The organism is Pseudomonas sp. AP42 (assembly GCF_001728935.1).
Taxonomy (GTDB): domain Bacteria; phylum Pseudomonadota; class Gammaproteobacteria; order Pseudomonadales; family Pseudomonadaceae; genus Aquipseudomonas; species Aquipseudomonas lactis.
Map to the genome: position 1 here is coordinate 22,602 of NZ_LYSO01000045.1, position 21,653 is coordinate 44,254.

Genomic DNA, 21,653 nt, shown 5'->3' on the forward strand with positions numbered 1-21,653 from the left:
TTATCCTCGGATCGCCCAGAAGGCCAGGTTCAAGCCCGGGAACTGCCCGGCGATATGGAAGGCGAAACCGCCGGAATTATTCAGCTGCTGCCAGTGCTCGCTGCCACGGTCCAGCTCGTAGTAGGTGCTGCCGGCGTGGTAAGGCAATTGGCGTGGCGCCACCGGCAATGGCAGCAGGCCGATGCCCGGCAGTTGCAGGTTGACCATGTCGCGGATGTGCTCCACCGAGCCAACCTTGCTCTGCTGGCCGAAACGCGCACGCAGGGTTTCGCCGGGCACATCGGCGCGCACCACGAGGATGAAACTGGCGTTGTCGAGCAGGGTCTTGTCGGCCAGCATCGCCACATGGATGCCGTAGGCTTTCTCCACGATAGGGATCGGCGTGGCCTTGCTGTCGATCAGCATCGACAGCGCTTCACGCAGAGCCGCCATCACCGGCATAAAGCTCAGGGCCAGGTCGTCGTGCTGGTACTGCGGGTATTCGTGGGGACGGCGGCCGGAGGTTGAGAAGGTGGAAAATTCACCGGCCAGACTGACCAGTTCGCTAAAAAAGCGCTCCGGGTGCAACGGGCTCAACTGGCTGAAGTGCTGGATCAGCGGCTGGGCGCGGTTGACCAGTTGCAGCAGCATGAAGTCGGCGATCTCCGAGGCACCACCGGCACCCGAAGCCACCACGCGACCGGCCAGCGCTTCGCCACGCTGGTGCAACAGGCCCAGCAGTTCGCTGCGAAAGGCCGTCAGCGGTTTACTCGCGGCCACGTCCAGCACCGGCGGGATATAGGTGTCATCGAGCACCAATGCACGGTCGGCGCGTTTTTCCTTGATGCGTACCAGGCCGATGGCGGCGTAGTCGCTGATGCCATCCTGCGCTGTCAGCAGGCGCAATGCCCGCGAGCCCACGGCCACCGGTGCGCGGTTTTCGAACGGGGCGTTGTCGTCGCGCACTTCACGCACCTGGCTCACGTAGCGCGCGGCTTCCAGGGCTTCACCCTCGTCCACCGTGTCACGGGCACCGGCGCGCTTGAGCGGCAGGGCCAGGTACACCAGGCCGTCGCGCAGGTTGTCGTCGATGTTCAACGGGCTCGGCGCCAGGTCGTCCTGGGGAATATTGAACGGCGTGCCATCGGGCAACAGGCCGCGGGCCGACACAATCGCCAGCTTGCCCTGGGCCAGCAGGCCCTGGTCGATCAGCAGCTCGGAGAATCCCCAGGCACCCGCCGATAACGGGCGGCTGCGGGCGTCGATCAGGTTTTCCAGGTAACGGTCATGCTGCTGGAAGTGCTGCGTTCCGATGAACATGCCTTCCGACCAGACCACGCGATTGTTCCAGGACATGGGGGCTCCGATTGCTTGTTATTGGGCTGGGCTGGATGGGGAAGCCACGACGTCGGCGCGCACGGCATGCACGTCGAGGCTGATCTGGTATTCGCTGTATTGGCGCGGCGGCACGTTGATGACCGTGCGCCATTGCGCACGGTCCAACTCGCGGTAGCCCACCAGCAGGCCGATCTGGCGCGTGGACGGGTCGAGGTCGCGCTGCACGCTCAGTTGTTGGCCGGGCTGCACCATCACTTCGTCCTGGTCCAGCAGGTCCAGGCCCAGGGTGGATTGCGCACGGTCCGCCAGGGCGAAGTAATCGGAGCGTGAAAAGGTAGCGGCGTTTTTCAATTCGAAAATGCGCACCCGCACCGGCGCGGCCTGGCCGTTGGCACCGGGGTTAAGCCCGGCAATCGCGTGAAAGTGCAATTCGACGGCGGCCGTGTCGGCTTCGGCCTCGGCAGCCGCCTGGGGTTTGACCGCGTCGTTGGCACACGCCGTCAGCAGCAGCGCGGTAGCGGCTGCGAGTAAAAACCTGGGAATCATCCTGCGTCCTCAATGACGTATTTAGCTATCCGTTTTATCCATGAGTGCGAGGCGTTTTCAGCCTCGCTGTCGTGCACTGTGTTCTTCGTAGGCCCGGCTGAATTCGCGACCGAACAGGTCCTGGAAATCGTCCTGGGCCTCGCGGGAAATGTTGCTGTAGAGCTCGGTGAACTGCTGCCAGTACTGGGCCTGACGCGAACCGTTGAACAGACTGGAGAGGCCGCCGGGCTTGCCCATGCGCTCCTCCAATTGCGCCGGTTCAAAGCGCGTGAGCAGGTGTTTGATCGCCGCTTCCACGCCAGCCATCACGGCCAACTGGTGGGCGCGAAGGTCGTCGAAACTGTCACGTACGGCGAGGTCCGGCGCCATGAACGCCTGGTTGCCATGACGCAGCAACAGCAGTAACGCTTCATCGGCATTCGGGGCGAATTTCAACGGGTTGTTTTCGGCGGGGCGGATCATCGTCTGCTGCATGCGGAACTCGCCCTTGAGGCTGGCACGGGCACGCAATACGTCGATCAAGCCCTCGACCATCAACCGGTAGCTGCGGCCGATGCTTTCCATCTGCGCGCAGGCGTCGGCTTTGTCCAGGCGCAACTGGTCCAGGCCCGCACCCCGTAGGAAGGCTTGCAGGAGGTCCGGTTGTGGCTCGGCATTGGCCACGGGGAGCGCAACAGGCTCGACCACAGGTGGCGGCGGGATGATCGGGTCTGGGGCGGGCGCAGCATTGACCACGGGCGCGGGCGCGTCGCCGAACAGGTCCCAGTCTTCGGGAATCACCGAGCCTTGCACCGCCGACTTTTCGGGTGCCGGTACGGCCACCGGAGCCGGGGGGCGAAAATCGTGTTGCTCGGACGGCACATGGTCCGCCACGGTGGGCGGCGGCACGGCGGTGGGGCTGAGGAAGTCGAACAGGTCGGGCAGGGTTTCCATGGCCGAGGCGCCCTGGAATTGCGGGGCGATCATCGGCGTGGGCGCAGGCTGGCTCACCACGGCGCCCATCAGCGCTTCAAAGCTGTTGGGTGAGTCACCGGCAAATGGCTGGCTGTCGATGGCCTGCACGTTGAAATCGATACGCGCCTGGATTTCGTAATCACCGATGCGGATCAACTCACCGTCTTGCAACGGCTCGCTGTTACCGCGACGCATACGAATACCCGCCTTGACCAATTCCACACCATTGGTGCTGTTATCGGTTAAGTAGTAACGGCCATCTTTGTATTGAATAACGCAATGTTGCGAAGAGACGAGACGCTCGGGGTCGGGCAATACCCAGTCATTCTCAGAACTGCGGCCAATAGCCATCACGCCCTGATCCATGGACTTTTCGGGGCATTGCCCAGGGGTGATCTTGTGATAACTAGTGATAGTCAAACACAGCGACATCTTGCCTCCTTGCTGATACATCGCGCGCAGTCTACCCAGGAGGCAGTGCCACCCTGGAGAGTCCCGTCCTGTCGTACAAACGACCGCCAAAATCTGCTTTTACCAGCATGATCGCTGATCTTAACTGGCTTCCATGACAAAAATCCGCTCTGGGCGCGCCTTTCGACCCGCCAGTCGCGCAGGTTGTTAAACACCGCACATCTGTCACAGAGGGCGAATAGCTTACCTTGACAAGCCATAACTACTACACCAAAAATGCACAACTTCTTGAACATCAGTGATGGCGCAGTAGTGGCACGCTGAGTATATGACCAAGAAAACATGCAAAGTTCATTACGCAACTAGTGCATGCATTGCCCGCCGTCCAGCGGGCCGATAAGGAGATCGAATTCAGTGGATGTGCCGTTGCTGCTCACCGCCGTTTCCGCGACGTCGCCCTGTGGCGAGGACATGGAATATGACGCGCAATTTCTGCAGTTGGAACGTGATGCCAAGGGCCAACCCGAACGCAGCATGGGCGACTCGATCCTGCCCGCTGAGCCGCCCGAGTGGCGCAGTATCCAGCAGCAAAGCCTCGACCTGTTGCAGCGCAGCAAAGACCTGCGCATCACCCACTTTCTGCTGCAAAGCACCCTCGCCCTCCAGGGTGTGGCCGGGCTGGCCGAAGTCCTCACGCTGATCGACGCCTTGTTGCGCCAATACTGGGCCGAGCTGCACCCGCGCCTGGATGCCGACGATGACAACGACCCCACCGTGCGCATCAACGCCCTTACCGGCCTGACCTGCGAGACCAATATCCGTCTGCTGCGCGAAAGCATCCTCACACGCTCGCGCACCTTCGGGCCCGTGACCCTGCGCGCAGCGCTCAACGCCAGCGGCCTGCAGAGTTTTGCCGATGAGCAGTTGGGCAACCAGCAACTCAATGCCGCGTTCCTGGACAGCGACCCCGAACAACTGCAAGCCACCCGTGACGCCTTGAGCGCGGCGCGTGCGGCGTGCGAGGCCATTGAGCAACAGGTCAATGACCAAGTCGGTTCCGCCCAGGGCGTGGACCTCAGCGCCTTGAAGCAGCCGCTCAAACAGGCCCTGCAACTGCTCAACCAAGCGGTGCCAGGCACCGACAGCAGCAGCGATCCCGAGGCCGTCAGTGAAGACAATGCCCCCTCGGTCGATTACGCCGCCGCGCCCGCAGCCCCTCGCCCTTCTGGCGACATCGCCACCCGCGACGATGTGCTGCGCAGCCTCGACAAGATCCTCGCGTACTACACCCGCCACGAGCCTTCGAGCCCGCTGCCGGTGTTGTTGAACCGAGCCAAGAATCTGGTGCATGCCGACTTTGCGGCCATCGTGCGCAATCTGATTCCCGATGGCATGTCCCAATTTGAAAACCTGCGCGGCCCCGACAGCGAGTAAGCCGCCGGACCGTGCAGTAACAACACCGTCGCTCAAGCGACCAGGAGCAGCAACGTGGCGAAGCAAAGTTCTCAGAAATTCATCGCGCGCAACCGTGCGCCTCGAGTGCAGATCGAGTACGACGTCGAGCTTTACGGCGCCGAGAAAAAGGTCCAGCTGCCCTTCGTAATGGGCGTGATGGCCGACCTCGCCGGCAAGCCTGCCGAGCCGCTGGCACCCGTGGCCGACCGCAAGTTCCTTGAGGTGGACGTCGACAACTTCGACTCGCGCCTCAAGGCCATGCAGCCACGCGTCGCGTTCCACGTACCCAATGAGCTGACAGGCGAAGGCAACCTGAGCCTGGACATCACCTTCGAAAGCATGGACGACTTCAGCCCGGCCGCTGTGGCGCGCAAGGTCGATTCCCTGAACCAGCTGCTCGAAGCCCGCACCCAATTGGCCAACCTGCTGACCTACATGGACGGCAAGACTGGCGCTGAAGAAATCATCATGAAGGCGATCAAGGACCCGGCATTGCTTCAGGCACTTGCCAGTGCGCCCAAGCCTGCAGGGGAGCAGTAATCATGACGGACAATACCGCCCGCGAAGGCAGCCAGATCCTGGGTACCACCGAAGAAGCCAGCGAGTTCGCGAACCTGCTGCTGCAAGAATTCAAACCCAAGACCGAGCGTGCCCGCGAAGCCGTTGAAACCGCGGTGCGCACCCTGGCCGAACAGGCCCTGGCGCAAACCGACCTGGTGTCCAACGACGCGATCAAGTCGATCGAATCGATCATCGCCGCCATCGACGCCAAGCTCACCGCCCAGGTCAACCAGATCATCCACCACCAGGATTTCCAACAACTGGAAAGCGCCTGGCGTGGCCTGCATTACCTGGTCAATAACACCGAGAGCGATGAGCAACTGAAGATTCGCGTGCTCAACATCTCCAAGCCAGACCTGCACAAGACCCTGAAGAAATTCAAGGGCACTGCATGGGACCAGAGCCCGATCTTCAAGAAGATGTACGAAGAAGAATACGGCCAGTTCGGTGGCGAGCCTTACGGCTGCCTGGTGGGTGACTACTACTTCGACCAGTCGCCGCCCGATGTGGAACTGCTGGGCGAGCTGTCGAAAGTCTGCGCCGCCATGCACTCGCCGTTCATCGCTGCGGCCTCGCCGACTGTGATGGGCATGGGCTCGTGGCAGGAACTGTCGAACCCACGCGACCTGACCAAGATCTTCACCACCCCGGAATACGCCGGCTGGCGCTCGCTGCGTGAATCGGAAGACTCGCGCTACATCGGCCTGACCATGCCGCGCTTCCTGGCACGCCTGCCGTACGGCGCCAAGACCGATCCGGTGGAAGCCTTCGCTTTCGAAGAAAACACCGACGGCGCCGACAGCTCCAAGTACACCTGGGCCAACGCCGCCTACGCCATGGCGGTGAACATTAACCGTTCGTTCAAGCACTACGGCTGGTGCTCGCGTATCCGTGGCATCGAGTCTGGCGGTGAGGTGGAAAACCTGCCGGCCCACACGTTCCCTACCGATGACGGTGGCGTGGACATGAAGTGCCCGACCGAAATCGCCATCAGCGACCGCCGTGAAGCGGAACTGGCGAAGAACGGTTTCATGCCGCTGCTGCACAAGAAAAACACCGACTTCGCCGCGTTCATTGGCGCCCAGTCGCTGCAGAAACCTGCCGAATACGACGACCCGGACGCCACCGCCAACGCCAACCTGGCCGCGCGCCTGCCGTACCTGTTCGCCACGTGCCGTTTCGCTCACTACTTGAAGTGCATCGTGCGCGACAAGGTCGGCTCCTTCAAAGAGAAGGACGAAATGCAGCGCTGGTTGCAGGACTGGATCCTCAACTACGTCGACGGCGACCCGGCACACTCCACCGAAACCACCAAGGCCCAGCACCCGTTGGCAGCCGCCGAAGTGATCGTGGAAGAAGTCGAAGGCAACCCGGGGTATTACAACTCCAAGTTCTACCTGCGCCCGCACTATCAGCTTGAAGGGCTGACGGTGTCGTTGCGTTTGGTATCGAAGCTGCCTTCGGCAAAAAGCGCCTAATTAACCGGACCGGCTCGCTTCCTGTAGGAGCGAGCTTGCTCGCGAAAAGCTTAAAGACGCCGCGCTCATTCAGGATGCCAGCGTCATCGTTAACGACCTTCGCGAGCAAGCTCGCTCCTAAAGAGGTTGGGGACGTCAACACATTCGTGGCCTGAGCCACACAGGGAGAAAACATGGCTGTTGATATTTTCATCAAGATCGGCGACATCAAGGGCGAGTCCATGGACAAGGCCCACAAGGACGAAATCGATGTGTTGAACTGGAGCTGGGGCATGTCCCAGTCCGGCAACATGCACGTCGGCGGTGGCGGTGGTGCGGGCAAGGTGAATATCCAGGACCTGTCGCTGACCAAATACGTCGACAAGGCTTCGCCCAACCTGATGATGCACTGCGCCAGCGGCAAGCACATCGACAAGGTCAAGCTGACCGTGCGCAAGGCCGGTGGCGAGAGCCAGGTCGAGTACATGGTGATCAACCTGGAAGAAGTGCTGGTCACCTCCTTGAGCACCGGCGGTTCGGGCAGCGATGATCGCCTGACCGAAAACGTCACCCTGAACTTCGCCCAAGTGATGGTCGACTACCAGCCGCAGAAAGCCGACGGCACCAAAGACGGCGGCGCGATCAAGTTCGGCTGGAACATCCGTTCTAACACCAAACGCTGATAGCCCTTGTGGCCGTGGCCCGGTGCCACGGCCATTGTGTCCCTCTCGCAACCCGTCCGTGGAGCTGCTTTGGTGGTAACTGAAATCGCTTCCCGCGACCGTCTGCAACCGTCCCTGTTGGACCGGTTGACCGACGACGACCCGACCAACCCCAAGGAAAGCGCCGACAAACGCGTGCTGTCCCTGACCCAATTGAAGGCCTCGGTGCTGCGTGACCTGGCGTGGTTGCTTAACACCACCTCGTTACTCGATACCGATGCCACGCTGCACACCCCGGCCGGTACGTCGGTGGTCAATTACGGCCTGCCGGCACTGGCGGGCAACAGCGCTTCGAGCGTTGATATCAAAGCCCTGGAAGCCTTGATTTACCAGGCCATCGCCACTTTCGAGCCGCGTATTTTGCGCCACACATTGCGGGTCAAGGCGCGCATGGGCCATGGCGAGATGAACCACAACGCCCTGAGTTTCGAGATTGAAGGCGACCTGTGGGCACAGCCGGTGCCGTTGCGTTTGCTGTTGCAGACCGACGTGGACCTGGAGTCCGGCCATGTGCGCGTGCTCAATGCCGACCAGCGGAGACGCCCATGAACCCGCGCCTGCTGGAGCTGTACAACCAGGAACTGCACCACGTGCGCGAAAGCGCCGCCGAGTTCGCCAAGGAATACCCGAAGATCGCCAGTCGGCTGACCCTGTCCGGTATGGACTGCGCCGACCCGTACGTCGAACGCTTGCTTGAAGGCTTCGCCTATCTCACCGCCCGCGTGCAGCTCAAGCTCGACGCCGAGTACCCGACCTTCACCCATAACCTGTTGGAAATCGCCTACCCGCACTACCTGGCGCCGACGCCGTCGATGACCGTGGTGCAATTGCAGACCGACCCCGATGAAGGCTCCTTGGCCGGCGGTTTCCCGTTGCCCCGTGACACGGTGCTGCGGGCCGCCCTGGGCCGTGAAACCCAGACCTGCTGCGAGTACCGCACCGCGCACCCGGTGACGCTGTGGCCGTTGCAGGTCAGCAACGCCGAATATTTCGGCAACCCCGCCGCCGTGCTCGGCCGCCTGGCCGCCAGCGAGCCGAAAGCCAAGGCCGGTCTGCGCCTGACCCTGCGCACCGGTGCCGAGCTGCCGTTCAACAGCCTCGACCTGGACACCTTGCCGCTGTACCTGAGCGGCGCCGATGAACAACCGTTTCGCCTCTACGAACAACTGCTGGGCAATGCCTGCGCGGTGTTTGCGCGTCAGCCCGGTGGCGATTGGGTCGAGCGCCTGCCCCAGGGCGCGTTGCGCTCGCGGGGCTTCGACGATGCCGATGCCGCCATGCCGGTGGTGGCGCGGGCGTTCCAGGGCTATCGCCTGTTGCAGGAGTACTTTGCCCTGCCCCATCGCTTCCTGTTCGTTGAATTTGCCGAGTTGAGCCGTGCGGTCAAACGCTGTGACGCCCAGGAGCTGGAACTGATCGTGCTGTTCGACCGTCACGAACCGAGCCTGGAAGGCAGCGTCGGCGCAGCGCAGTTCTTGCCGTTCTGCACACCCGCCATCAACCTGTTCCCCAAGCGCGTGGACCGCATCCACTTGTCCGATCGGGTCAATGAACACCACGTGATCGCCGACCGTACCCGGCCAATGGATTTCGAGATTCATTCCTTGAGCGGCATCACTGGCCATGGCACCGGGCCGGAGCAGCCGTTCTTGCCGTTCTATGCCGTGCGCGATCCGTCGCGCTATGGCCGCGACCAGGCCTATTACAGCGTGCGCCGCGAGCCGCGGGTGCTGTCCAGCGACCAACGCCGCAATGGCCCGCGCTCCACGTATGTGGGCAGTGAAACCTTCGTCAGCCTGGTGGACAGCCGCCAGGCACCGTATCGCCATGACCTGCGCCAACTGGGCGTGACGGCGCTGTGCACCAACCGCGACCTGCCGCTGTTCATGAGCGTGGGCAACGGCAAGACCGACTTCACCCTGGCCGACAGTGCGCCGGTACTGGCCGTGCGGTGCGTCGCCGGGCCAAGTCGCCCGCGTGCCAGCCATGCGCATGACGCCAAGGCCTGGCGCCTGATCAGCCAGTTGTCGCTCAACTACCTGTCCTTGAGCGAACAGGGCCAGGGCGCCGGCGCCTTGCGCGAACTGCTGCGCCTGTACGGCGACAGCAATGACGCCGCCCTGCAATTGCAGATCGAAGGCCTGCGCGAAGTCAGCAGCAAGGCGGTGACTCGACGCCTGCCGATGCCGGGCCCGATTGTGTTTGGCCGCGGCCTGGAAATCACCCTGGAGTTCGATGAAAACGCGTTTCGCGGCACCGGCGTGTTCCTGCTCGGTGCGGTGCTGGAGCGCTTCCTGGCACGCTACGTGTCGATCAACAGCTTTACCGAGACGGTGATCCGTACCACCGAACGCGGTGAGATCATGCGATGGAAAGCCAAGCCCGGACGGCGTCCGACCCTGTGAGAACCCTGGACGCGATGCACCAGGAGCCCTGGGAATATGACTTCTTCCAGGCATTGCGGCGCATCGAGTGCGAAACGCCCGAGCTGCCACGCCTGGGCCATTCCCTGCGCCTGGCCGATGATCCGCTGCGCCTGGGGCAGCAGGCCGATTGCACCTTCGCACCCGCCACCCTTGCCTCGGTCGAGCCAGGAGGCGATGGCAAGCCGGCGCGGTTGGAGCAGTTCTTCTTCGGCCTCGGCGGCCCCAACGGCCCGCTGCCGCTGCACATCACCGAGTACGTGCGCGAGCGCCAGCGCAACAACGCCGACAGCACCAGCAAGCAGTTCCTGGATGTGTTCCACCATCGCCTGCTGACTCTGTTCTATCGGGCCTGGGCCGAGGCGCGGCCTACCGTCAGCCATGACCGCCCGGACGATGACTACTGGTCCGCCCGCCTCGCCGCCCTGAGTGGCCGCGGAATGCCGAGCCTGCTCAATCAAGGGCTGATCCCCGATACCGCAAAGCTGCATTACAGCGGCCATCTGTCGGCGCAAACCCGCTACCCGGATGGCTTGAAAGCGATCCTGGGCGAGTACTTCGGCCTGCCGGTAGAGATTGAAGAGTATGTCGGCCAATGGCTTGAACTGCCCGAACGCAGCCGGGTGGGGGTCAGCGCCAACCAATTGGGCGTGGACTTCTGCCTGGGCAGCCACGTGTGGGACCGCCAGCACAAATTCCGCATCCGCCTGGGCCCGCTCACGCTGGATGACTACATGGGCATGCTGCCCGGCCAACAGCCGTTCAACGAGCTGGTGGCGTGGGTGGCGGAGTACCTGGGCCATGAATTGGACTGGGACTTGAACCTGGTTTTGCAACAACCCGAAGTACCGGCGCTGCAACTCAACGGCCAGTTCCGCCTGGGCTTCAACACCTGGCTCGGCCAACCTGCGCATGACGCCAACGACCTAATCCTGGCCCGGCATTACGCCGACCACGCCACCACCTCAAGGAATCCAGAGCATGGGTGAAATCAGTCGCGCCGCACTGTTCGGCAAACTCAACAGCGTGGCCTACAAGGCCATCGAAGCCGCCACCGTGTTCTGCAAATTGCGGGGCAATCCGTATGTGGAACTGGCCCACTGGTTTCACCAGTTGTTGCAACTGCAGGACTCGGACCTGCACCGCATCATCCGCCAGTTCAATGTGGAACCAGCACGCCTGGCCCGCGACCTCACCGAAGCCCTGGATCGCCTGCCGCGCGGTTCCACGTCGATCACCGACCTGTCCTCCCATGTGGAAGAGGCCGTAGAACGCGGCTGGGTGTATGGCAGCCTGATGTTTGGCGAAAGCCAGGTGCGCACCGGTTATCTGGTGCTGGGCATCTTGAAGACGCCGAGCCTGCGCCATGCGCTGCTGGGCTTGTCCGGCGAGTTCGACAAAATCAAGGCCGAAGCCTTGAGCGAACGTTTTGATGAATACGTCGGTGACTCGCCGGAAAATGCCTTGAGCGCCAGCGATGGCTTCAATGCCGGTGTCCCTGGCGAGGCCAGCGGGGCCATGGCGCCCAGCGCGATGGGCAAGCAGGAAGCGCTCAAGCGTTTCACTGTAGACCTGACCGAACAGGCCCGCAGCGGCAAGCTCGACCCCATCGTGGGCCGTGACGAGGAGATTCGCCAACTGGTGGATATCCTCATGCGTCGGCGCCAGAACAACCCGATCCTCACCGGTGAGGCCGGGGTGGGCAAGACCGCCGTGGTCGAAGGTTTCGCCCTGCGCATCGTTGCCGGTGACGTACCGCCTGCGCTCAAGGACGTGGAGCTGCGCAGCCTCGACGTGGGCCTGTTGCAAGCCGGCGCCAGCATGAAAGGCGAGTTCGAACAGCGCCTGCGCCAGGTCATCGAAGACGTGCAGGCCTCGCCCAAGCCGATCATCCTGTTTATCGACGAAGCCCATACCCTGGTGGGTGCCGGTGGCGCTGCCGGCACCGGTGACGCGGCCAACCTGCTCAAGCCTGCCCTGGCCCGTGGCACCTTGCGTACCGTAGCTGCCACTACCTGGGCCGAATACAAAAAGCACATCGAGAAAGACCCGGCCCTGACCCGCCGCTTCCAGGTGGTGCAGGTTGCCGAACCGTCGGAAGACAAGGCATTGCTGATGATGCGCGGCGTGGCTTCCACCATGGAAAAACACCACCAGGTGCAGATCCTCGACGAAGCCCTGGAAGCCTCGGTGAAGCTCTCCCACCGCTACATTCCGGCGCGTCAGTTGCCGGACAAATCCGTGAGCCTGCTGGACACCGCCTGTGCCCGCGTCGCCATCAGCCTGCACGCGGTGCCAGCGGAAGTGGACGACAGCCGTCGCCGTATCGAGGCCCTGGAAACCGAGCTGCAAATCATCGCCCGTGAGCATGCGATCGGCATCGCCACGGGTACGCGCCAGAGCAACAGCGAAGCCTTGTTGAGCGCCGAGCGCGAGCGCCTGGCGACCCTGGAAAGCCGTTGGGCTGAAGAAAAAGCCTTGGTGGATGAACTGCTCGCCACCCGTGCCACCTTGCGCGAAAAAGCCGGCGTGGTGGACAGCGGCAACGATGCATTGCGTGCGCAATTGGTCGACCTGCAACAACGCCTCACCACTCTGCAAGGCGAAACCCCGTTGATCCTGCCGACCGTGGATTACCAGGCCGTGGCCTCAGTGGTCGCCGACTGGACCGGCATCCCGGTGGGCCGCATGGCGCGCAATGAACTGGAGACTGTGCTCAACCTCGACCAGCACTTGAAGAAACGCATCATCGGCCAGGACCATGCCCTGCAGATGATCGCCAAGCGCATCCAGACCTCCCGCGCCGGCCTCGACAACCCGAGCAAGCCGATTGGCGTGTTCATGCTGGCCGGCACCTCGGGTGTGGGCAAGACCGAAACCGCCCTGGCTCTGGCCGAAGCCATGTACGGCGGCGAGCAGAACGTCATCACCATCAACATGAGCGAGTTCCAGGAAGCCCACACCGTGTCCACGCTCAAGGGCGCACCTCCGGGCTATATCGGCTACGGCGAAGGCGGTGTGCTGACCGAAGCGGTACGGCGCAAACCCTACAGCGTGGTGCTGCTGGATGAGGTGGAGAAAGCCCACCCGGACGTGCACGAGATTTTCTTCCAGGTGTTCGACAAGGGCGTGATGGAAGACGGCGAAGGCCGGGTGATCGACTTCAAGAACACCCTGATCCTGCTGACCACCAATGCCGGTACCGAGCTGATCTCCCACGTCTGCAAGGATCCTGCGAACATCCCCGAGCCCGAGGAAATCGCCAAGGCCCTGCGCCAGCCGCTGCTGGAAATTTTCCCACCGGCCTTGCTCGGCCGCCTGGTGACCATCCCGTACTACCCGCTGAGCGACGAGATGCTCAAGGCGATCACGCGCCTGCAACTGAACCGCATCAAGAAGCGTGTGGAGAACACCCATAAAGTCGCGTTCGAGTATGACGACGCCGTGGTCGACCTGATCGTCTCGCGCTGCACCGAGACTGAAAGCGGCGGACGCATGATCGACACCATCCTCACCAACAGCCTGCTGCCGGACATGAGCCGCGAGTTCCTCACGCGCATGTTGGAAGGCAAGGCATTGGCGGGAGTGCGGATCAGCAGTCGGGATAATGAATTGCACTACGACTTCAGCGACACCGAATAACTATTGTTGGAATACGGTCAGTGTGGGAGCTGGCTTGCCTGCGATAGCGGTCTGACATTCAGTATTGATGTTGACTGATCCACCGCTATCGCAGGCAAGCCAGCTCCCACAGTTGATCCGGCTCCGTCAGTAATGACGGTATTTACGGGACTACCGATGCTATTCAACCAAGCCTCACGCCTGGCCAAGATCACCAGCCCCCTCGGGCCGGATGTGCTGCTGCTCAATGAAATGGGCGGCGGTGAAGAGCTGGGCCGGCTGTTCAACTATGAGCTGCAACTGACGTCCCTGGACGCCAACATCGACCTCAACCAATTGCTGGGCAAACCGATGAGCGTCGGCCTGCAACTGGCCGACGGTGGCGAACGGTACTTTCATGGCATCGTCGCGCGCTGCAGCCAGAACATCGACCAAGGCCAGTTCGCCAGTTATCAGGCCACCCTGCGCCCATGGCTGTGGTTGCTCAGCCGAACCTCCGACTGCCGCATCTTCCAGAACCTGAGCATCCCGCAGATCATCAAGCAGGTGTTCCGTGACCTGGGTTTTTCCGACTTCGAAGACGCCCTCAGCCGGCCGTATCGCGAGTGGGAATACTGCGTGCAGTACCGCGAGACCAGCTTCGATTTCGTCAGCCGGCTGATGGAACAGGAAGGCATCTACTACTTCTTCCGCCATGAACAGGACCGCCATGTGCTGGTGCTGGCCGACGCCTATGGCGCCCACACCAGCGTGCCCGGCTATGCGTCGATCCCTTACTACCCCAAGGACGAGCAACAGCGCGAACGCGACCATATGCACAACTGGCACCTGGCGCAGGAGGTGCAGCCTGGCTCGCTGGAGCTTAACGACTACGACTTCCAGCGCCCCAGCGCGAGCATCGATGTGCGCTCGGCCATGCCGCGCCCGCACACCGCCGGTGACTATCCGCTGTACGACTACCCCGGCACGTACGTGCAAAACGCCGACGGCGAACACTATGCGCGCACCCGCATCGAAGCCCTGCAAACCCTGCATGAACAGATCGAGTTCAGCGGCAACGCGCGCGGCCTGGGCTCGGGCCATCTGTTCAGCCTCACCGGCTTCAGCCGCCAGGACCAGAACCGCGAATACCTGATCGTCGGTTGCCGCTACTTCATCGTGCAGGAAAGCCTGGAAAGCGGCGGCGGTTCAGGCTCGGCGCAGTTTGAAAGCAGCCTGACCTGCATCGACGCCCAACAGAGTTTCCGCCCACTGGCCAACACCCACCGCCCCATCGTCAAAGGCCCGCAGACCGCGGTGGTGGTGGGCCCCAAGGGCGAGGAAATCTGGACCGACCAGTATGGCCGCGTGAAGGTGCACTTCTACTGGGACCGCCACGACCAATCCAACGAGAACAGCTCGTGCTGGATTCGTGTGTCGCAATCCTGGGCCGGCAAGAACTGGGGTTCGATGCAGATTCCACGCATCGGCCAGGAAGTGATCGTCAGCTTCCTCGAAGGCGACCCCGACCGGCCGATCATCACCGGCCGCGTCTACAACGCTGAGCAGACGGTGCCCTACGATTTGCCAGAGAACGCCACCCAGAGCGGCATGAAAAGCCGCTCCAGCAAGGGCGGAACGCCGGCCAACTTCAATGAAATCCGCATGGAGGACAAGAAGGGGTTGGAGCAGTTGTATATCCATGCCGAGCGTAACCAGGACATCGTGGTGGAGGTGGATGAGAGCCACTCGGTGGGGCATGACCGCAATAAAAGCATTGGCCATAACGAGACGGTGACCATTGGCAGTAACCGTCTGCGAGTCGTGCGCAACAACGACACGGTGATCGTGGGCGGTGCCAAGTCCGACAGCGCCGCCACGAGTTACACCATCGAGGCCGGCGAGAGTATTCGCCTGGTGTGCGGCGACAGCGTGATCGAGCTCAAAGCAGGCGGCGACATCAACATGACCTGTGGCTCGTTCAACCTGTTTTCCAGCGGCAGCAGCAAGATCCAGACGAAGGGCAAATTGGACATCAACCTGGGCAGTGATAAGGGCACATCGCCCGGTGCCCAAGGCGTGCAAAGCACGATCAAGTCCGCCGTCGAATCAAAATTTCCCGGTAAGCCCGGTGCTGGTCAATAACGAGATTTCGCCACCATGAACTACCTGATCAACGAAGCCCAATTCACCCTGCCCGATGTCGAGGTACAGGACACTTCGATCAATATCCTCAAGTTCGCCAAGCTGGGCACCACCTTGGTGGTGAGCCGCAGCCCCTTGGCCGATGGCGAGAGCCTGCAAAGCAATTTCGAAGGCCAGCTGAAAAAGCTTGAACAGCAGGTCCAGGACCTTCGCTATTCCCCGGCGCAAGCGGTCAAGGTCGGCCCGGCGCAGGACATCGACGCGTTTGAAGTGCAGAACCACTTCAGCAAAGGCAGCGACAACATTTACCAATATCAGCTGGCCATGCAGATACCGGGCACGCGTCGCTTGATCGCCCTCAGTTACGTCAAGGCCCAGCCCCTGGGCCCGGCCGAGGCGGCGCACTGGGCAACGCTGAAAAGCACACTCAACTTTCTCGCCACGCCTTGAGTCGAGCCTGAGCAATGAGTGAGGATCTTTGGGCCGCCCGCGAAGGCGACGCACTGCTGCACACCTCGGTCATGGCCGACATTCTCGGTGGTGTGCTGGAAGTGGCCGCCTATGCGGCGATCACCACCGTGGGCTGCCTGGCCGTTGCCGGGGCGGTGTTCCTCGCGACTGGTGCAACCATCGCCACCGGTGGCGTTGCCCTGGTGTTGGTGGTGGGCGCGGTCGTCGGTATTACCGCTGGCCTCACGGGGGCGGACTTGAAGATATCCAGTTGGTGCGAGTCCGCCGCCAACTGGGTGTTCCCGCCGGTGATCGATGCATTCATCACCAGCGGCTCGCACAACGTGTTTATCAATGGCAAAAAAGCTGCCCGTGCAGCCGGCAAGATGACCGCCGTGCCGGTCGCGCCCAGCGAGCCGCCGGCACCCAGCTTCCTGGACATGGCCGGGGAGTTTTTCTCGCAGATGTGGCGCCCAACCGTCGCCTCGCCCGCCCCCGGCACCGAGCCGTGCCCGCTGGACACCGTGGCATGCAACAAGCATCCGCCTATGCCGCTGCAGTTCATTGCCGAGGGTTCCAGCTCGGTGTTTATCAACGGGCAGCCTGCCGCACGCAGCGGTGATCGCAGTACCTGTGACGCCAAGATTGGAACGGCTGAGGGCCTGATTTCGCCGGATGTGCGCATTGGTGGCGAGACCATTGTGGTGCAGGAAATTCGTAGCGGGAAAACGCCGGGGGTGGGGCTGGCGATTGCCGTGGTGATGGCGTTGCGCGGCAACCTGAAATGTTTCTGGACAAAGCTGCCGTGCATGATCGGAGGTGCGTTGGTGGGTGGCGCGATCTCTTACGGGACCGCCAAGGTCACCTCGGCACTCAAGAGCGCCATGAATGGCTCGCCCAATCCGGTGCACAGCGCGACGGGGGCCAAGGTACTGGGCGAAGAGGAGGAGTTGGACTTTGTTCTGCCCGGTCTGCTCCCTATCGATTGGCAACGTTTCTACAACAGTCTCGATACACGTCGCGATGGCCTCTTCGGCGCAGGCTGGAGCGTCGACTATGAGGTGTCCGTCGAAATAGATGCCGATGAAAACCTTTTCTATATCGATGAGCAGGGACGGCGCCTGGAGATCGGTTATATCCCGTTGTCCGGTGGCGCGTTCGATCCCGGCGAAGGCCTCGCGGTGAGACGCAGCGGTGATGGCGCAGTATTGATCGAGAGCATCGACGGTCTGTATCGGCTGTTCGAAATCGACCCGCAGAACAACTCACGGATGCGCTTGCACCTGCTGGGTGATCGCAATGAAGGGCGGATCTTTCTCGATTACGATGCCCAGGGAAGGCTTCACCGCTTGCGTGACACCCATGATTTCATGCACGTCGAGTTGAGTTATACAACTCAGCATCCGCGTCGTGTGAGCCACATCGAGCGGCGATACCTGCGCCAGGACCATTTCAATGCACGCAGCGACGTACTTGTCAGTTATCACTATGACAGCAACGGCGATCTTGCCGAAGTATTGGATGCCCAGGGCACGACCCTACGACGCTTTGCCTACGACAGCAGCAGACGCATGGTCGAGCACCAATTGGCGAGTGGTCTGCGTTGCTTCTACCAATGGGCTCAAGTACCTGGACCAGACGGCCAGGAATGGCGCGTCAGTCGGCACTGGACAGATGCGGGCGATGAATACACCTTCGACTACGACTTGGATGCGGGCATTACACGCGTCACCGATGGGTTGATGCGCGTCAGCACTCGGCATTGGAACCCGCAATATCAGATCACCCGATACGTTGATAACGCGGGCGATATCTGGGAATTCAAATGGAACGAAGATCGCCAGTTTGCAGGCGCGATTGACCCAAAGAACGGCAGATGGCGCTTCTGTTACGACGACTCCGGCAACCTGAGTACAGTGACCGACCCGCTGGGCAGGACCCGTGGCACACAATGGCTTGCGCATTGGGCATTGCCTCAGATTGAAACCGACCCTGCGGGCAATAGTTGGCATTACCGCTACGACCAACGTGGCAACTGCATTGAGGAAGTCGATCCACTGGGCAACCGCACGCGCTATGTCTATGACGGCTTCGGACAGCCGGTGCGCATCATCGATGCGACGGAAAAAACCAGAACATTGCATTGGAACGAGTGGAGCCAACTGGTCGAAGAAGTCGATTGCTCCGGTTATTCGACGCGTTATCAATATGACGCGTTTGGCAATCTGGTCGTGCAGACCAATGCCGAAGGTGAATCGGTGCGTTACCGATACGGCCCTCAGGCGCTGCTTCTGGAATGTAAGCTTCCGGACGGCCGCGTCGAACAATTCCAACGCAGCGCAAATGGTTATCTGACTGCCCACGTAGACCCTGCCGGTAGCACCACACGCTATGCCTATGACATTCGCGGTCTGGTCAAACAGCGCTGGGACGCGCATAACCGTTCGGTCATGTTCGATCATGATGCCTACGGACGTCTGAGCAAGCTGACCAACGAGAACGGTGAGAGTTATCGCTTTGAGTGGGACGCAGCCGACCGCATGGTGCAGCAGCAAGACTTGGATAAAAGCCGGCGCTGCTACACCTATGATCCGCTGGATGATGTCGTCGCCGTTGACTACCTGCCGGGGACGGAAGGTGAGCCGGTAGCGCCGCTGTCACATCAGTTTCAGCGAGATCCCGTGGGACGCCTGGTCAGCAAAATAACTGCGGACGGTACCACCAGCTACGAGCACGACCTCAACGACCAACTGGTCGGTGTTACTTTCACGGCGCCTGATGGTAGTGAGCAATCACTTGGCTTCAGCTATGACGCCATGGGGCAGCTCCTTGAGGAGAAAAGCTCGGCAGGATCTGTGCAGCATCGTTACGACGAACTGGGGAATCTGATTCAAACCGGCTTGCCTGATGGTCGATGGCTGAACCGCCTGTATTACGGCAGTGGCCACCTGCATCAGTTGAATCTCGATGGAAAGGTTATCAGCGACTTCGAGCGTGATCGCTTGCATCGCGAGGTGCAGCGTACCCAGGGTCAACTCAAGACGAGTACCGCCTATGATCGAAGTGGAAGGGTCCGCTCGCGCCAGCGTCGCAGCATCGATCAGCCGTGGCAGCTGCCACCACTGGTAGAGACCGACTATAGCTACGATCCTAGCGACAACCTGATCGGACGCCGCCGTGTTGACCGCCAGCATGATCGTCAAGAGTATCTGGGCTACGACAGTTCCGGACGCATCCTCGTCAGCCAATGGGGTGGACGGAGCGAGACCTATGCCTATGATGCTGCGGCCAACCTGCTGGACGGACCACAACAAAGCGGTCTGGTACGACATAACCGCCTGCTGACATTTCAGGACAAACGTTATACGTACGACGCTCTTGGACGAATGATTGAAAAGCGTAGCGCTGCGCGCGGCTTACAGCGTTTTGCCTACGACGCTGAAAGCCGACTGGTCGAAGTGCACAATGCAAACGGCAGTGTAGTCAGAATGACGTACGACCCGTTGGGCCGTCGCGTCGAAAAAACCGAGCATGACAACGATGGCTATCGATTGGGCGTGACGCGATTTACCTGGGATGGATTGAGGCTGTTGCAGGAGCACAAACATAGCCAGACCAGCCTTTATGTCTATGAGGAAGAAGGAAGCGAGCCTTTAGCCCGCGTGGACGGTGTCAGCCCGTCGCAAAAAATTCGCTATTACCACAACGACCTCAACGGTTTACCCGAACGTCTGACAGAAGCAGACGGACGTGACACTTGGCGTGCGACGTATACGGTATGGGGCAACACGGTGGAGGAGGTGCGCGAGCCTTACTATATTGAAGAGCAAAACCTGCGGCTCCAAGGACAGTATCTGGACCGGGAGACAGGGCTGCATTTCAATACGTTCAGGTTTTATGATCCCGATATAGGACGATTTACGACTCCCGACCCGATTGGTCTGTTGGGTGGGCAGAATCTATACGTCTATGCGCCCAACCCTATTGCTTGGATAGACCCTGAGGGTCTTAAATGTCACCTGCGACCTTATTTCAAAGCATACGCCCGAATGAAGAAATTCAGAGGGCGTCTGAAAATGGAAGTGCATCATCGAATTCCTCAGATGTATATCGGCGTTAAAAAGTTGTTCCCTGAATCCATGCGAACTTCGTTGTCAAACCTGCAAGGGTTGCCAAGAAACGTTCACAGAAAAATAGTAAGTCCAATGTGGGCAAGCTTCCGGAAAACTAACCCTAAGCCAACCCGTGCCCAAATCGTGAAAAAAGCGATGGAAATCGACAAAGTCATCGCCGAACATATTAACAAGGTTAATTAACCATGAAAGACATAGTCTCAAGCATTGAAAACCTCTCAACCGACCCTGAAAAGATTAAGCTATTTAGATCATATGGCACTATGGTTGTTCTGAAAAACATGGGAAAAGTCACCGGGGGGCTTGACAAGGAGTACATGGCGTTCCTGATGGAGACCAACGGGGCGTCTATTCTTGATTACTGTTTTTTAGGTTTCAAAAACCGCGAGCTGGGCTTGAACCTTTATGAAAATGTTATGGATTTCTGGCAAGCAGACAATTCATTAGCCATGAAATTTTGGGCATTCGCGGGCACCAGTGCCGGAGATGCGTTCGGCTATCTGGATTTGAAAAATAAAAAAGGCTCCCACTTCATCGCTTACTACACCCCCGACCAACCCGAGCAAGTCACCGTCATCTCTTCGTGCTTTGAGCTTTTTATGAGGAAGTTCATAACTGAAATTCAAATACTCATTCAAGCCAATGATGATTCGTTTTGGATAGAAGACAACACATGGATGACATCTCAGGAAGGCTCATCAGTTGACGATGTTGAGCTGCAAGACTTTCTTGCAACGAACGGAAGCGCCTACTACAAACTTATCGGGTAATTGCGGCAAACAAGAAGACGGCTTTATTTAATAAACACCTGTCAAGTGAATGCTAAAGATCAAATAAATCCGCCCCCGTTAACCGACATAAAGGTCCGCACCCCGAGGGAATGCATGCAGAGATTTATAAACGATTGCAAAATGCGAGCCGAAAAGGCCCGGATCAATTCAAGGCCGAGCTCGCAGAGCTTAGGAAGGAGGCACTGGACCCTACCTCCACGCTTAATCAGATTTTGAGGAAAGTAGACTTATGAATTACTTCAAACTTAATCCAAACGTTACCAGTAAAAAGTGGGACAGGCTAATTAGATAATACGCGCCCATCAGCGGCGTTACGGGGACTGGGCAGATTATGAATAGACACTATGGCGAGTGACAAAATGCCATCAGCCGTGATGTCCGGCATACAGCAGGACGGGCTCGTGTTACCTAAAAAAACGCGTTTTGAAAAAAAACGGATTATCGATTGTAAATTAAAAGATGCGAATCGCTCCGATCCGATTTTCGATCAATATATATTGGAGAGCTGCAGCTTTGAGAAAAGTGATTTCTCCGGTTCAAGATTTTCAATAAGACCTTATTAGCCCATTGTCACTTCAAGACGGTTGACTTTCAGGCTTCAGCAACAGCAACAGCAACAGCAACAGCAACAGCAACAGCAACAGCAACAGCAACAGCAACAGCAACAGCAACAGCAACAGCAACAGCA

Annotated in this window: 15 protein-coding genes; 12 read left to right on the forward strand and 3 right to left on the reverse strand. The window is 60.0% G+C overall.

Going from position 1 to position 21,653, the window contains the following annotated elements:
- From tssK to tagH, 3 genes are read right to left on the reverse strand one after another with little or no spacing between them, the layout of a single operon-like run.
- Positions 1-1,335: a type VI secretion system baseplate subunit TssK gene (tssK, locus tag A7K61_RS17225; protein WP_044269913.1), complete on the reverse strand. Its 1,335-nt coding sequence runs from the start codon at positions 1,333-1,335 to the stop codon at positions 1-3.
- 18 nt (positions 1,336-1,353) lie between these two features.
- Entirely contained in the window at positions 1,354-1,863 is a 510-nt protein-coding gene (tssJ, locus tag A7K61_RS17230; RefSeq protein WP_003195552.1) for a type VI secretion system lipoprotein TssJ, read from the reverse strand.
- A 57-nt stretch (positions 1,864-1,920) separates the two neighbouring features.
- Positions 1,921-3,249, reverse strand: coding sequence for a type VI secretion system-associated FHA domain protein TagH (gene tagH / locus A7K61_RS17235; protein WP_069558008.1), 1,329 nt, complete (start codon positions 3,247-3,249; stop codon positions 1,921-1,923).
- A 393-nt stretch (positions 3,250-3,642) separates the two neighbouring features.
- Here tagH and tssA point away from each other — a divergent pair, with 393 nt between their 5' ends.
- The 12 genes from tssA (at position 3,643) to A7K61_RS17295 (ending at position 20,944) form a co-directional block, all read left to right on the forward strand.
- On the forward strand, positions 3,643-4,662 hold the full coding sequence (gene tssA / locus A7K61_RS17240; RefSeq protein WP_047712087.1) for a type VI secretion system protein TssA: 1,020 nt from the start codon (positions 3,643-3,645) through the stop codon (positions 4,660-4,662).
- 54 nt (positions 4,663-4,716) lie between these two features.
- Complete coding sequence (tssB, locus tag A7K61_RS17245) at positions 4,717-5,223, forward strand: type VI secretion system contractile sheath small subunit (protein WP_003195557.1); 507 nt, start codon at positions 4,717-4,719, stop codon at positions 5,221-5,223.
- A 2-nt stretch (positions 5,224-5,225) separates the two neighbouring features.
- On the forward strand, positions 5,226-6,722 hold the full coding sequence (gene tssC, locus A7K61_RS17250; RefSeq protein WP_003195559.1) for a type VI secretion system contractile sheath large subunit: 1,497 nt from the start codon (positions 5,226-5,228) through the stop codon (positions 6,720-6,722).
- A 173-nt stretch (positions 6,723-6,895) separates the two neighbouring features.
- The gene (locus A7K61_RS17255; protein ID WP_003195562.1) at positions 6,896-7,384 is read left to right on the forward strand and encodes a type VI secretion system tube protein Hcp; all 489 of its coding nucleotides are present in this window, start codon (positions 6,896-6,898) and stop codon (positions 7,382-7,384) included.
- A 72-nt stretch (positions 7,385-7,456) separates the two neighbouring features.
- On the forward strand, positions 7,457-7,972 hold the full coding sequence (tssE, locus tag A7K61_RS17260; RefSeq protein ID WP_003195563.1) for a type VI secretion system baseplate subunit TssE: 516 nt from the start codon (positions 7,457-7,459) through the stop codon (positions 7,970-7,972).
- Positions 7,969-9,828, forward strand: a complete 1,860-nt coding sequence (gene tssF, locus A7K61_RS17265) for a type VI secretion system baseplate subunit TssF (protein WP_032894507.1) — start codon at positions 7,969-7,971, stop codon at positions 9,826-9,828. Before tssE ends, tssF begins: the two co-directional genes overlap by 4 nt.
- On the forward strand, positions 9,792-10,835 hold the full coding sequence (tssG, locus tag A7K61_RS17270; RefSeq protein ID WP_056790876.1) for a type VI secretion system baseplate subunit TssG: 1,044 nt from the start codon (positions 9,792-9,794) through the stop codon (positions 10,833-10,835). Before tssF ends, tssG begins: the two co-directional genes overlap by 37 nt.
- On the forward strand, positions 10,828-13,488 hold the full coding sequence (tssH, locus tag A7K61_RS17275) for a type VI secretion system ATPase TssH (protein WP_069558009.1): 2,661 nt from the start codon (positions 10,828-10,830) through the stop codon (positions 13,486-13,488). Before tssG ends, tssH begins: the two co-directional genes overlap by 8 nt.
- 156 nt (positions 13,489-13,644) lie before the next feature.
- On the forward strand, positions 13,645-15,591 hold the full coding sequence (locus tag A7K61_RS17280) for a type VI secretion system Vgr family protein (RefSeq protein WP_069558010.1): 1,947 nt from the start codon (positions 13,645-13,647) through the stop codon (positions 15,589-15,591).
- Between the two features lie 15 nt (positions 15,592-15,606).
- Positions 15,607-16,041 (forward strand): DcrB-related protein, encoded by a 435-nt coding sequence (locus A7K61_RS17285; RefSeq protein ID WP_003195571.1) that lies wholly within the window; start codon positions 15,607-15,609, stop codon positions 16,039-16,041.
- A 14-nt stretch (positions 16,042-16,055) separates the two neighbouring features.
- Positions 16,056-20,357: an RHS repeat-associated core domain-containing protein gene (locus A7K61_RS17290; protein ID WP_256557905.1), complete on the forward strand. Its 4,302-nt coding sequence runs from the start codon at positions 16,056-16,058 to the stop codon at positions 20,355-20,357.
- 2 nt (positions 20,358-20,359) lie between these two features.
- Positions 20,360-20,944: an SMI1/KNR4 family protein gene (locus A7K61_RS17295; protein ID WP_044269927.1), complete on the forward strand. Its 585-nt coding sequence runs from the start codon at positions 20,360-20,362 to the stop codon at positions 20,942-20,944.
- Positions 20,945-21,653: the final 709 nt, after the last annotated feature.